This window comes from Bacillus cereus ATCC 14579 (assembly GCF_000007825.1).
Lineage (GTDB): Bacteria > Bacillota > Bacilli > Bacillales > Bacillaceae_G > Bacillus_A > Bacillus_A cereus.
The window spans coordinates 4,598,272-4,611,020 of the sequence record NC_004722.1 but is presented as its reverse complement, the minus strand read 5'-3'; the positions used below and the strand labels follow the sequence as shown (position 1 = coordinate 4,611,020).

Below are 12,749 nucleotides of genomic sequence, written 5' to 3'. Positions count from 1 at the left end.
CTTTTTATCCGTTCAATTATGCTCTATCTTTAGAAGAGTTTTGCTGTTTTAGTAAGTCGCGAATTTCGCCAAGAAGTTCTTCTTCTTTTGTTGGTTCTGGAATTTCTTCCTCTTTTTCTTCTTCTTTTTTAGATGTTAGTTTGTTGAAAACTTTAACAAACATAAAGATAGAAGCTGCGATAATTAAGAAGTCAAAAATTGTTTGGATGAAGTTACCATACATAACAGCAGATTTACCGTATCCAAAGTGTAAACTTGTAAAGTCAACGCCACCTAATACCATACCAAGTAATGGTGTGATGATATCTTTTACTAAAGAACTAACGATTTTACCGAATGCAGCACCGATTACAACCCCGACAGCTAAATCAACGACATTCCCTTTGAAAGCGAATTTTTTAAACTCGTTCCACATGTGTTAATCCCATCCTTTCCACGATTCATTATGAAATTTATAATTCCTATCAACATATTCTATAGAAATTTACGAGAGAAATAAAGAGGGAATGGGAATGAAAGTAAATTCTGAAAAATGTATCCGTTTTAATTTTTGTTTACATCATCTAGTAAAGATTGTAGCATTTGCTGCGTTTTTAATCCTTCTAATCCATCTACAACAGGCTTTGTATCGCCTTGTACACACTTAATAAAATGATGAACAGCATCTTCAAAACCACGTTGTTTTAACGTCGTATCCCATGATGGGGAACCACTTTGTGAAACTGAGTTTTCCTGTTCAATTTCAAATGTATTCATATTTTTTACGCGAATGATTTTCCCTGGCGTTACAAGTTCAATTTGTTCTAAATTTGTACCGGCATGGCGATGCATTGCAGTAGAAAGTAACAGTCCACTTGGAGTTGTATATGTATGATGTCCGTAAAGAAGTTCATTCTTTTCATTGATTTGCATCATATTGTGAACGGCGTTAAGGTCATCATTAGCTAACCAGCGAGCGGTATCTACAATGTGTAAATAATCATCTAACATAGTGAAGTCGTACGTATATGGCCCGACTTTATTTGTACGATGCTTTTCAATTCGAATCCATGAAATATCATTAGCCTGTTCTTTGGCAGCGACATACATAGGAACGAATCTGCGATTAAATCCGACCATTAATTTTCGGTTATACTTCTCGCTTAACTCGACTAGTTGCTCAGCTTGTTCCACTGTAGCTGCGAGCGGTTTATCAACATAAACGTCGATCCCTTTTTTTAGAAGTTCAGAAACGATTTCATAATGCGATGCAGTTGAACTATGAACGAAGATTGCATCGCATTCCGAAGCTAACATTTCAATAGAATGAAAGTCTTGAATTCGGTATTGCTGGCAAACTTGTTTTCTTTTCTCTGCGTTAGGTGTAAACGCCCCTACAAAATTCCAATCAGTTTCTTTTGTAAGTGTTGGAAGATAGGCCTTTTGCGCAATACTTCCAAGTCCAATCATCCCAATTTTAGGTTTGTTCATGTTTATTCCCACCCTATTAATATTAATGTAACGGCTTAAATGTAGCATAGGGTGGGGGAGGAAGGCAAAAATTAGCTTTTTACTTACGGCCTTCTAACAAAATCTTCTCTATCTCCTCAAAGTGATGAGCGCGAGCATGCTCTAGCGGGGTAACACCATCATTGTCTGGAATGTTTACATCTCCGCCGTGCTCAATAAGAAGGCGAATGACTTGTTGCTGTGTTTCGTTTCCGTTACTTAGTACGATGGCTTCCATTAAAGCTGTCCATCCCAGGTTATTTACATGATTTACATCAATATTTGTTCGAGTGAGGAGTTCTTTTATGACGTCAATATAGCCATGTTCTGAAGCTGGGATAAGAGCTGTTCCGCCGTAACGATTTGTAATCGTAGGATCTGCACCAGCATCAATTGTTAGTTTTAAAATGTCTAAGTAACCTTCCGCACCGGCGTATAGAAAGGGATTATTTTTCATGTCATCTTGAATATTTACGTCAGCACCGGCTTTGATAAGCGCCTTTGCGGTTTTTACATCATTTTTGTATGTAGCAATCATAAGCGGAGTGCGTCCTTGACTATCCGTCGCATTTATATTTGCGCCTTGTTTTAGTAAAGATATAACAGTATTCGTTTCATTTTTTTCAGTAGCTGCTAGTAGTGCAGTCTCCATGTTTGCCATCTCCTTTTTTACTTCTTGTTCTTGCGAGCATCCTTGTAAAAAAATTACGCAACATATCATACTGAATGTTTTTTTGAACATGGAATTTCAACCTCCTAATTTCAACTGTAAAATAGGAACATTAAATTTTTATAAACTGACGCTAAAATTACTATAAAATCGCTTGAGTAATTGAACATATATTTTTATGCTTATAAATAATAAGGTTTGATAAAGTGAGGATTTAAGATATGTCTATTAAAACAAGGTTTTTATTTTCTTATATTGCTGTTATCCTCGTTTCCATTACGCTTATATTAGTCGCGGGATTTTTAATCGTTTTTTCGATAACAGGTGACTTGGAAGCAGTGAAAAATTTCTATAAAAGTTCTTACATTCAAAAGCCGCTTACACCAGAAGAAGAGAATGCCTATCTTGAGTTGAAGTCAGCAGCTAAACAGCATCAATCTCAATTGTTAGATGAGTCGTTTGTCTCAGCAATAGAAAAAGAGGGTGTGAAAATAGTAGTAAGAAAAGGAGAAACACTTTCATATGCTTCAAACGTATTTGAAAGTGTATCTTTAAAAGAAACCCTTCCGAAATTTGAATCAGCAAATATTAATAGTCGTGGTACAACGGAACTAGGCGATACATTTTATCGATATGTAAAGTTTGATTTTTATTTTCCTCAGGAAGAAGAGGGAAGTATATTTGTATTAAAAAAGCAAAGTTCATTTGTAGATCTTACACAAAAATTATTTCCAATCTTATTCGTAGCGCTCTTACTACTAGCCATTTTACTCATTGGATTATTAAGTTACCTCGTTTCAAGAAGTGTAATAAAACCAATTTTTGTATTGAAAGGCGCAACGGAGAAAATTAAAGAAGGAAATTTAGATTTTCAAATACCAGTTACATCACACGATGAAATAGGGCAATTAAATCAAGGATTTGAGGAAATGAGGAAGAGATTAAAAGAATCGATAGAGATGCAAACGCAGTATGAAGAAAATCGAAAAGAGCTTATTTCAAACATCTCTCATGATTTAAAAACACCGATTACATCAATTATCGGATATGTAGAAGGAATAAAGGACGGAGTAGCAAATACGCCAGAAAAAATGGATAAGTATTTAACAACTATCCATACGAAAGCAAGACATATGGATACACTTATTGATGAATTATTTTTATTCTCAAAGCTCGATTTGAATCGAGTTCCCTTTCAGTTTGAAACGGTTGAATTGAATACGTTTATGCAAGAGTTAATCGAAGAGATGCAAATGGATTTAAGTAAAGAAGGTATAGAAGTTAACTTGCAATTACATACATCACCACTATATGTAACGGCTGATTGCGAAAAGATAAATAGAGTTATATCAAATTTAATTCATAATAGTGTGAAATACATGGATAAAGAAGAGAAGAAAATTACTGTAACAGTATCGAGTAATAATAATAAAGTTATTGTGAAAGTGATGGACAATGGATCAGGTATAGAATCTGATACGCTACCTTATATCTTTGAACGTTTTTATCGTGCAGAACAATCGCGGAATTCTAGCACAGGTGGAAGTGGACTTGGTTTAGCAATAGCGAAGCAAATTGTTGAAGAACATGGCGGGGAAATTTGGGCGGAAAGCGAGCTTGGTAAAGGCACAAGCATTTTCTTCTCATTGGAAAAAGTAGAGGAATGTGGTGAGTAAATTGAAAAGAATTTTATTAATAGAAGATGAAGTAAGTATTGCAGAATTACAGCGAGATTATTTAGAAATTAATGATTTCCAAGTTGATGTAGAGCATTCAGGAGAAACAGGTTTACAAATAGCCCTGCAAGAAGACTATGATTTAATTATTTTAGATATTATGCTTCCGAAAATGAACGGATTCGAAATTTGTAAACAAATACGTGCTGTAAAAGATATTCCGATTCTACTTGTTTCAGCAAAAAAAGAAGATATAGATAAAATTCGCGGACTCGGATTAGGAGCGGATGATTATATAACGAAGCCGTTTAGCCCGAGTGAATTAGTCGCAAGAGTAAAAGCACATATTTCTCGTTATGAAAGATTATTAGGAAATGTAAGTAAGCAACGCGATACGTTATATATTCACGGAATTTCTATCGATCAACGAGCGAGGAAAGTTTTTATAAACAATGAAGAAGTGGCATTTACAACGAAGGAATTTGATTTATTAACATTCTTTGTCACAAACCCAAATCAAGTATTAAATAAAGAACAGCTATTTGAACGCATTTGGGGATTAGACTCTGCTGGTGATTTAGCAACTGTTGTCGTTCATATTAGAAAGCTACGTGAAAAAATTGAAAGAGATCCAGCTCACCCGCAATATATTGAAACGGTATGGGGAGCTGGTTATCGTTTTAACGTGTAATATACCTGCCGAGTAATTGGCAGGTTTTTTGTATGTTATTCGAATGAAAAGGAAGAAATAGGTAATTTGTGTTAAAATGTAAAGAGAAACAAAACAGAGGAGAGCATAGGGAGCGAGCTATATGTTGGGGGATATATTAAAAGATAATAAATCAAATAAGACTTTAAAGATTGGAACTAATATCGTACTTATCTTATTGATTATTGGTGCAATACAAATGTTTTATGATGAAGATTCTACGAATGATCATTTCGGTTGGTTCTTTTTTGCGATCTTTTGGGTAATTAAAAGCATTTCTAGCTCTAAGGTAAGTTTAAAAGATAGAGATAAAAAGTCGGTATTACTTGATGTGGGTTTAGTTGTTATTTCTTTTGTTTTTTTAGTTGTTTTTAGTGTGAAATATTTCATTTGAAAAAAGCTCATAGTCGTATAGAGGCTATGAGCTTTTTGTCAGTGTTTAGTTTTTATTGATAATAATGGTAATAACGATTTATAAAATGTTTGAGTAGTAGAAGTAAACTGAGCAGCTTCTTCTAAAAAAGGATAATGGTTGCTGTTTTCGAATGGAATGAAGATAGAATTACGTATCCCATCATGTATCTCGATAGAATATTGAATTGGGCACTGTACATCATATCTTCCGCATATAATAAGTGTCTTTGTTTGGATGGAAGGTAAATTCTCTCTTAAATCAAATGAAGGATATTCATTGGCGAAAGCATTCATCCGGCTAATGGACATTGTTTTATTGATTGGTTTACAAAAATAAGAGTTGTAGTTTTCTGGTTTATACAATGATAATTTTGTTCTCTTAGTAGATAGTTCTTTCCGTTCTTCATTTGTAAGGTGAGGGCTTTTTAAGTTTTCGATGAGTTTTTGCATATAATGAAACTGTGGATGTGCTGGGTGATAAATGCAGAATGGTGTTTCGGTATAGTTACTTGCTGCAGCTCCTGCTACGACTAATGATTGTAAGGAATGTGGATATGTAATTGCATATAAAAGTCCAAGCATACCACCTGTTGAATGGCCAGCGAAATGCCATGTTGGAAGTTGTAATGCTTCTCGTATGGCTTCCAAGTCGTGGATTGTTTCAATCATGCTTAATTCTTTTTCTGAATTGGCTTTTAACGAGTTACCAGCGTCTCGTAAATTAATGAGAAATACACGATGCGTAGCAGTAAAAACATCCGCAAAGTAATCACCAGTTTCATTAAATTGTGAATAGTGATGTGTAATACAAAGCGATTCGCCATCTCCTTTTGTAAAGAGTTCAAATGTACCACGTTTCGTGTGGATCATTTGTCGTTTCCACATAATATCACTACCTTTTCTCATAAAAGTTGGGCCAGGCTGTTATGAAATGAAAATATATCGGCGCATTTCGAAATATATCAGCGATTATTAAAATATATCGACTTACCGACAGAAACCGACAATAAATAAAAGGAGGCTATTCAAAAACGAGCCTCCTTTTCGTTTAGTACAAAGATTTTGTCATATTATTCCGAATAATTTCAAGGGATTTCGCTACAGTTAATGCGTTTTTTTCTTCAATTTCTGGTTTACGGGGGATAGGTTTATACATGTTGTCTGGATCTTCCCATGTGAGGGGAAGTTCTGTTTCTGCTTGTCCTTTCCAAGCTTCAATCCATTCTGGAGGGAGATAACCTGAGATGTTTTGGATGTTGTTCATTTCGAGCCAAATGAGTGCCCAAGCTCTTGGAACGACGCGCCAGTGATCATAGCCACCGCCACCGACAGCGATCCAGCGACCGTCGCAATATTCATTTGCAATTTCACGAGCGAGCTTCGGTATTTCACGGTAAATATTCATTGTCGCACAAAGATGTGTAAGTGGGTCATAATAATGTGCGTCAGCACCATTTTGCGTTAAAATAATATCCGGTTTAAAGTACGCTGCAACTTCTTTTACAACAGTTCGATATGATTTTAAGAACGATTCATCTTCTGTAAAAGCATCGAGTGGAACGTTAAAAGAATAACTATAGCCATTACCTTGTCCGCGTTCATTTACAGCGCCAGTTCCAGGAAATAAATAGCGACCAGTTTCATGTAATGAAATTGTGCATACGTTAGGGTCATCATAAAACGACCACTGTACGCCATCACCGTGATGAGCATCTGTATCAATATATAAGACGCGTAAACCGTATTTCTTTTGAATATATTTCATTGCGATAGAACTGTCGTTATAAATACAAAAGCCAGATGCTTTGCCGCGAAAGCCGTGATGTAAGCCGCCGCCCAAATTAAGTGCGTGCTTTACTTTCCCAGAAAGAACAGCATCGACAGCTGTTAATGTACCACCAACGAGCAATGCGCTTGCTTCGTGCATATTTGGGAACATCGGTGTATCTTCTGTTCCGAGTCCATAGGACATTGCAATTGATTTTTCTAACTTTCCTTCTCCAGCACGTTTTACCGCATTTATGTACTCCTCTGTATGAACGTAGGCGATTTCTTCATCTGTAGCCGTCCGTGGTGAGATGATTTGAGAGGGAGAGATGAAACCGCCCTTTTGTAATAAATCATACGTAAGTGTGACGCGCAGTTGGTTAAAAGGATGATCAGGGCTAAATGAATAGCCCCGGAAGTCATCCGAATAAATAAACGCGCTACTCATGCCTGCATCCCCATGATGTTTGGCCATAATACGCGGTAGCCTTCTGCTTCAAGTGCATCAATCACTTTTAGAGGATTCATCGTTTGAATGCGGAAAACGAGTACTTTATCATTCTCATCTTTTGCTGGATAGACGAGAACGCTCACGATATTTATTTGTAAATCACTAAAAATAGCAACGACTTTTCCAAGAATACCAGGTTCGTTTTTTACTTGAATTTCAATTTGCGAACTTGGTTGATGTGCTCCTGTTAATTTTACTAACGTGTGTAATACTGTAGATTCAGAAATGATTCCAACTAACTTCCCGGCCTTTGTAACAGGAAGACAGCCAATTTTATTTTCAAAAAATAAAGTAGCAATTTCCTCAACGAAATCGAGAGGATGGCAAGTCATAACAGGATGTTTCATAATAAGTTCGAGCGGTTGCTGTAGCATATCGAGTGAAACTTGTTCATCTAGAATAGACGGACTTGCATCTCTTACATCCCGATCAGAAATAATGCCTACGACGTGATTATTTTGATCGACAATTGGAATGTGCCGAATGCCTTTCGTGCGTATCGTTCGGATTGCTGTTTCGATTGTATCGTTTGGATGTAATGTAACTACATTTTGATTCATAATTTCTTCTACAATCATTCCAGTTGCCCCCTTTATTAATACATAAAACGATTGTGAAAACGTAGACGATCAAAAGCTTGAATAGAATCCGTATCAACGCGTTTACCGATGCGGACCATTAAACAGTTGGCAGGATGTGAACAAATTTCAGGATCGTCTGTAGCCATCCATTGTAACCCGCCAGCATTCATCATCTTCTCCATTACTTTTCGGTATTCCCACACATTCAATCCTGTTTGTTTCAAATCCCAGTGCCAATAATATTCAGTCGTCAATATAATGTAATCTTCCATATAATCGTCCATCATAGAAACCTCTAGTAAGTTCTTTCCGACAGAACTCCCGCGGAAGGCTGGGACTACTTCAATTGCCCCAAGCTCAATTAAGTTTTCCATTTTTCCTTCTGACCATCGTTCAAGTGGATCAGGATACAAGTATGTAACATATCCAACAATTGTTTGGTCATGTCTAGCAATAATGAGACGAGCTTCTGGTAATTTAGAAATTTCGACAATTGCTTTATATTGTTGCTCGGCAGGACGAAACGCAATTAAGTCTGGATGAAACTCATACATTTCTAAGTTATGTGTAGAGACAGGACCTTCAATAATTAAAGTGCCTTTCGCTGTTTTTAAGTTTCTAGCATTATATATTTTTTTATGAATCAATGTATTGCTCACCACCTTGAGGGTTTGTGAATCTATTAATATCGTACTTTATAATATATGCGATGTGAATCGAAATTTGTCATTAAAAATTTGTCTAAAAATCAACAAATATACTGAAAATTTTAAATAATGTCATTATAATAGATAATAGAATACATAGGAGGGGGATGTAAAGTATGAAAGTAGAAACGCTTCCTGTCATTAAAGGAGAAAATAATTTGCCGAATTATGATGAGGCATACGCGAATTTTAACTGGGAAGAGGTTAATAAAAACTTTACTTGGAATGAAACAGGCCGAGTAAATATGGCGTATGAGGCAATTGATAAGCATGCGAAATCCGATCGAAAGAATAAAGTAGCTCTTTATTATCAAGATGGATCGCGAAAAGAGAAATATACATTTAAGGAAATGAAGGATTTTTCTAATAAAGCAGGAAACGTCCTTAAGAATTATGGCGATGTAGAAAAAGGCGATCGCGTTTTTATTTTTATGCCACGTTCTCCAGAGTTATATTTCGCACTTTTAGGTGCAGTGAAATTAGGAGCAATTGTTGGACCGCTATTTGAAGCATTTATGGAAGGCGCAGTTCGCGATCGCTTAGAAGATAGCGAAGCAAAGGTGTTAATTACAACGCCTGAATTATTAGAGCGCGTACCATTAAATGATTTACCGGCTTTAAAAACAGTTTTCCTTGTTGGAGATAATGTAGAAGAAGGCGGTAAAACGGTAGCGTTCAATCCGTTATTTGAACAAGCTTCAAAAGAATTACATATTGAATGGTTAGGCCGTGAAGACGGTTTGATTCTACATTACACGTCTGGTTCTACTGGTAAGCCAAAAGGTGTGCTTCATGCGCAAAACGCAATGGTTCAGCACTATCAAACGGCGAAGTGGGTATTAGATTTAAAAGAAGACGATGTATATTGGTGTACTGCTGACCCGGGCTGGGTAACTGGAACAGCTTACGGTATTTTCGCACCGTGGTTAGTTGGAGCGTCAAATGTTATTTTAGGTGGACGCTTTAGTCCAGAAGCTTGGTATGAAGCACTGCAAGATTACGGTGTGACGGTTTGGTACAGCGCACCAACAGCATTCCGTATGTTAATGGGAGCTGGACAAGACGCAATTAAAAAATATGACTTATCACAAGTTCGTCACGTATTAAGCGTTGGTGAGCCGTTAAATCCAGAAGTAATTCGCTGGGGTATGAATGCATTTGGACTTCGTATTCATGATACGTGGTGGATGACAGAAACAGGTGGACAAGTAATTTGTAACTACCCTTGTATGGAAATCCGTCCAGGTTCAATGGGTAAACCAATTCCAGGTGTGAAAGCAGCGATTGTTGATAATGAAGGAAATGAAGTGCCTCCTTACACAATGGGTAACTTAGCAATTGCGAAAGGTTGGCCATCTATGATGCGCGGGATCTGGAATAACCAGCAAAAATATGAATCTTATTTCATGCCGGGAGATTGGTACGTATCAGGTGACTCTGCTTATATGGATGAAGATGGATACTTCTGGTTCCAAGGACGTATTGACGATGTAATTATGACGTCAGGTGAGCGCGTTGGTCCGTTTGAAGTAGAAAGTAAATTAATCGAGCATGCTGCTGTTGCAGAAGCTGGTGTAATTGGTATTCCTGATCCGGTGCGCGGCGAAATTATTAAAGCATTTATCGCACTTCGAGCAGGATACGAACCATCTGATGAATTAAAAGAAGAAATTCGTCAATTTGTAAAGAAAGGCCTAGCAGCTCATGCAGCGCCACGACAAATTGAATTTAGAGATAAATTACCGAAAACGAGAAGTGGTAAAATTATGCGCCGCGTATTAAAAGCGTGGGAGCTGAATTTACCAACAGGTGACTTATCAACGATGGAAGATTAAGAGGGAAAGGTCTGAACGAAAAATGTTCAGGCCTTTCTTTTTTATGATATCATGAACTTGTATATATAAGTTAAAGGGGATAGTATGATGAAAACAGAAAAGGAAAAGATGATACTAGGAGAAATGTACATACCGGCTGATCCAGTTTTAGTACAAGAAAGAGAGCAAGCACGTATATTAACGAGAAAATTAAATGATACGCCAGAAGAGCAATTGAAAGAGCGTAGCGAAATCGTAAAAGAATTATTCGGAACGACAGGAGATAATATTCATCTTGAATCTTCTTTTAGATGTGATTACGGCTATAACATTCATGTCGGTGAAAATTTTTACGCGAACTTTGACTGTACGATTTTAGACGTATGCCCGGTAACAATCGGAGTGAACTGTATGTTAGCTCCAGGTGTTCACATTTATACAGCAACGCACCCACTTGATCCGGTAGAGCGTATAAGCGGATCAGAATACGGAAAACCAGTTACAATTGGCGATAACGTATGGATTGGCGGAAGAGCAATTATTAATCCAGGTGTAACAATTGGAGACAATGCGGTAATCGCATCTGGTGCTGTCGTAACGAAAGATGTGCCTAATAATGTAGTAGTTGGCGGGAATCCTGCAAAGATTATAAAAAAACTAAAATAATATTTGAACGAAGTGCCTTCCTCGTCTGTATACAGTTATAAAAGAATAGATGAGGGAGGCTTTTATATGTCTAATAAATTACTTCTTGCGACGTTGTAAAGGATTGACAAGAAGGGAAACCTGACCTCTATTTGACATGCCTATATAAATGATGGTATAAAGAAAAGTATATGAATAATTGAGCGTGGAAAGGGAGAAGTAGTGATCATTTCCCTGTTTTAGAGAGCTGATGGTCGGTGAAAATCAGCACATAGATGATCGCGAATTACGCCCCTAGAGCATCTTTTTTCGATTGAATTGTATTCAAAAGGGAAAAGACGGTGCTAAGCCGTTATGTAAATAAGGTGGTAGGCTTTTTTTTGCTTGCAACTAGGGTGGTAACGCGATAATCAAAATCGTCCCTTATTTGAAGGGGCGATTTTTTTATGTTTTCAACCTTCACGCCAGTAATGAACTTAAAGGAGAGTATGTAGGATATGGGTATTTTACAAGATCTTGAATTTCGCGGTCTAATTAATCAGCAAACAGACGATGAGGGCTTTGAGCAATTATTAGAAAAAGAGAGCGTTAAATTATACTGTGGTTTCGACCCGACAGCGGATAGCTTACACATCGGTCATATGTACCCAGTATTAATGTTACGTCGTTTCCAATTAGCTGGTCACCAACCAATCGCACTTGTTGGCGGTGGTACTGGTATGATCGGTGACCCAAGTGGTAAAAAAGCAGAGCGTACATTAAATACGAAAGATACAGTTGCTTACTACACAGAAAGCATTAAAAACCAACTTTCAAACTTCTTAGAGTTCGAAAACGTGGACAACCCAGCAACAATGGCTAACAACTATGACTGGCTTGGTAACTTAGATGTCATTTCATTCTTACGCGATATCGGTAAAAACTTCGGTTTAAACTATATGTTAGCAAAAGATACAGTAGCATCTCGTTTAGAAACTGGTATTTCATTTACTGAGTTTAGTTATATGATTTTACAATCATACGACTTCCTAAACTTATACCAACACCATAAGTGCCGCCTACAAATCGGTGGTAGTGACCAATGGGGTAACATTACAGCTGGTCTTGAATTAATCCGTAAATCAGAAGAAGATGCGAAAGCATTCGGTTTAACAATTCCACTTGTTACTAAATCTGACGGTACGAAGTTTGGTAAAACAGAAGGCGGCGCAATTTGGTTAGACCCAGAGAAAACAACTCCTTACGAGTTCTACCAATTCTGGATTAACACAGATGACCGTGATGTTGTTAAATACTTAAAATACTTTACATTCTTATCTCATGAAGAAATTCTTGAGCTTGAGAAACAAGTAGCTGAAGCACCAGAAAAACGTGCAGCACAAAAAGCGTTAGGTTCTGAAATGACAAAACTTGTTCATGGTGAAGAAGCATTAGAGCAAGCGATTAAAATTTCAGCTGCATTATTCAGCGGTTCTGTAGCAGAACTAACTGCAAGCGAAATCGAGCAAGGATTCAAAGACGTACCATCTGTAGAACGTACTGCAGAAGATACAGTATTAATCGACTTACTTGTAGAAAGCAAAATCTCTCCATCAAAACGTCAAGCACGTGAAGATGTAACGAACGGCGCAATCTATGTGAACGGTGAGCGTACACAAGCATTAGACTACGTTGTAACAGAAAACGACCGCATCGAAGGTAAATTCACAATCATTCGCCGCGGTAAAAAGAAATATTTCTTAATTCGTTACTAATCCGAAACGAATA

Annotated in this window: 13 protein-coding genes and 1 other annotated feature; of the genes, 6 read left to right on the top strand and 7 right to left on the bottom strand. The window is 37.1% G+C overall.

What is annotated here, in order from left to right:
• Nucleotides 1–16: 16 nt before the first annotated feature.
• The 3 genes from mscL to BC_RS23300 all read right to left on the bottom strand — a co-directional run bounded on the left by mscL (nucleotide 17) and on the right by BC_RS23300 (nucleotide 2,230).
• Nucleotides 17–415: a large conductance mechanosensitive channel protein MscL gene (gene mscL / locus BC_RS23310; RefSeq protein ID WP_000267011.1), complete on the bottom strand. Its 399-nt coding sequence runs from the start codon at nucleotides 413–415 to the stop codon at nucleotides 17–19.
• Between the two features lie 128 nt (nucleotides 416–543).
• Nucleotides 544–1,470, bottom strand: coding sequence for a Gfo/Idh/MocA family protein (locus BC_RS23305; protein ID WP_001039694.1), 927 nt, complete (start codon nucleotides 1,468–1,470; stop codon nucleotides 544–546).
• 79 nt (nucleotides 1,471–1,549) lie between these two features.
• Nucleotides 1,550–2,230, bottom strand: a complete 681-nt coding sequence (locus tag BC_RS23300) for an ankyrin repeat domain-containing protein (RefSeq protein ID WP_000474106.1) — start codon at nucleotides 2,228–2,230, stop codon at nucleotides 1,550–1,552.
• A gap of 149 nt (nucleotides 2,231–2,379) precedes the next feature.
• On the opposite strand from BC_RS23300, the gene BC_RS23295 reads away from it, so the two are divergent.
• From BC_RS23295 to BC_RS23285, 3 genes are all read left to right on the top strand, one after another.
• Entirely contained in the window at nucleotides 2,380–3,834 is a 1,455-nt protein-coding gene (locus tag BC_RS23295) for a sensor histidine kinase (protein ID WP_000023877.1), read from the top strand.
• A 1-nt stretch (nucleotide 3,835) separates the two neighbouring features.
• A complete protein-coding gene (locus tag BC_RS23290) occupies nucleotides 3,836–4,525 on the top strand; it encodes a response regulator transcription factor (protein WP_002195828.1) in 690 nt (229 codons plus the stop codon).
• Between the two features lie 121 nt (nucleotides 4,526–4,646).
• The gene (locus BC_RS23285; protein ID WP_000900162.1) at nucleotides 4,647–4,937 is read left to right on the top strand and encodes a hypothetical protein; all 291 of its coding nucleotides are present in this window, start codon (nucleotides 4,647–4,649) and stop codon (nucleotides 4,935–4,937) included.
• A 38-nt stretch (nucleotides 4,938–4,975) separates the two neighbouring features.
• Here the strand turns inward: BC_RS23285 and BC_RS23280 are convergent, their stop codons facing one another.
• The 4 genes from BC_RS23280 to acuA all read right to left on the bottom strand — a co-directional run bounded on the left by BC_RS23280 (nucleotide 4,976) and on the right by acuA (nucleotide 8,463).
• The gene (locus BC_RS23280; RefSeq protein ID WP_002041890.1) at nucleotides 4,976–5,863 is read right to left on the bottom strand and encodes an alpha/beta fold hydrolase; all 888 of its coding nucleotides are present in this window, start codon (nucleotides 5,861–5,863) and stop codon (nucleotides 4,976–4,978) included.
• A 142-nt stretch (nucleotides 5,864–6,005) separates the two neighbouring features.
• Entirely contained in the window at nucleotides 6,006–7,172 is a 1,167-nt protein-coding gene (gene acuC / locus BC_RS23275) for an acetoin utilization protein AcuC (protein WP_000092830.1), read from the bottom strand.
• On the bottom strand, nucleotides 7,169–7,813 hold the full coding sequence (locus BC_RS23270; RefSeq protein ID WP_000634583.1) for an acetoin utilization AcuB family protein: 645 nt from the start codon (nucleotides 7,811–7,813) through the stop codon (nucleotides 7,169–7,171). The genes acuC and BC_RS23270 overlap by 4 nt, the downstream gene beginning before the upstream one ends.
• Before the next feature lie 17 nt (nucleotides 7,814–7,830).
• On the bottom strand, nucleotides 7,831–8,463 hold the full coding sequence (acuA, locus tag BC_RS23265; protein ID WP_000581388.1) for an acetoin utilization protein acetyltransferase AcuA: 633 nt from the start codon (nucleotides 8,461–8,463) through the stop codon (nucleotides 7,831–7,833).
• Between the two features lie 176 nt (nucleotides 8,464–8,639).
• On the opposite strand from acuA, the gene acsA reads away from it, so the two are divergent.
• The 3 genes from acsA (at nucleotide 8,640) to tyrS (ending at nucleotide 12,736) form a co-directional block, all read left to right on the top strand.
• On the top strand, nucleotides 8,640–10,358 hold the full coding sequence (gene acsA, locus BC_RS23260) for an acetate--CoA ligase (RefSeq protein WP_000862049.1): 1,719 nt from the start codon (nucleotides 8,640–8,642) through the stop codon (nucleotides 10,356–10,358).
• A gap of 84 nt (nucleotides 10,359–10,442) precedes the next feature.
• Nucleotides 10,443–11,003: a maltose acetyltransferase domain-containing protein gene (locus BC_RS23255; protein ID WP_002026426.1), complete on the top strand. Its 561-nt coding sequence runs from the start codon at nucleotides 10,443–10,445 to the stop codon at nucleotides 11,001–11,003.
• Between the two features lie 176 nt (nucleotides 11,004–11,179).
• Nucleotides 11,180–11,409, top strand: a binding site (T-box leader).
• Between the two features lie 70 nt (nucleotides 11,410–11,479).
• Entirely contained in the window at nucleotides 11,480–12,736 is a 1,257-nt protein-coding gene (gene tyrS, locus BC_RS23250) for a tyrosine--tRNA ligase (RefSeq protein WP_000512101.1), read from the top strand.
• The last annotated feature ends 13 nt before the right edge of the window (nucleotides 12,737–12,749 follow it).

Bases quoted from the DNA above. Each gene is read 5' to 3' on its own strand.
- mscL (WP_000267011.1), bottom strand. From the start codon at position 415: ATGTGGAACGAGTTTAAAAAATTCGCTTTCAAAGGGAATGTCGTTGAT.
- BC_RS23300 (WP_000474106.1), bottom strand. From the start codon at position 2,230: ATGTTCAAAAAAACATTCAGTATGATATGTTGCGTAATTTTTTTACAA.
- BC_RS23280 (WP_002041890.1), bottom strand. From the start codon at position 5,863: ATGAGAAAAGGTAGTGATATTATGTGGAAACGACAAATGATCCACACG.
- tyrS (WP_000512101.1), top strand. From the start codon at position 11,480: ATGGGTATTTTACAAGATCTTGAATTTCGCGGTCTAATTAATCAGCAA.
- acsA (WP_000862049.1), top strand. From the start codon at position 8,640: ATGAAAGTAGAAACGCTTCCTGTCATTAAAGGAGAAAATAATTTGCCG.
- BC_RS23295 (WP_000023877.1), top strand. From the start codon at position 2,380: ATGTCTATTAAAACAAGGTTTTTATTTTCTTATATTGCTGTTATCCTC.
- BC_RS23305 (WP_001039694.1), bottom strand. From the start codon at position 1,470: ATGAACAAACCTAAAATTGGGATGATTGGACTTGGAAGTATTGCGCAA.
- BC_RS23285 (WP_000900162.1), top strand. From the start codon at position 4,647: ATGTTGGGGGATATATTAAAAGATAATAAATCAAATAAGACTTTAAAG.
- BC_RS23255 (WP_002026426.1), top strand. From the start codon at position 10,443: ATGATGAAAACAGAAAAGGAAAAGATGATACTAGGAGAAATGTACATA.
- acuC (WP_000092830.1), bottom strand. From the start codon at position 7,172: ATGAGTAGCGCGTTTATTTATTCGGATGACTTCCGGGGCTATTCATTT.
- BC_RS23270 (WP_000634583.1), bottom strand. From the start codon at position 7,813: ATGATTGTAGAAGAAATTATGAATCAAAATGTAGTTACATTACATCCA.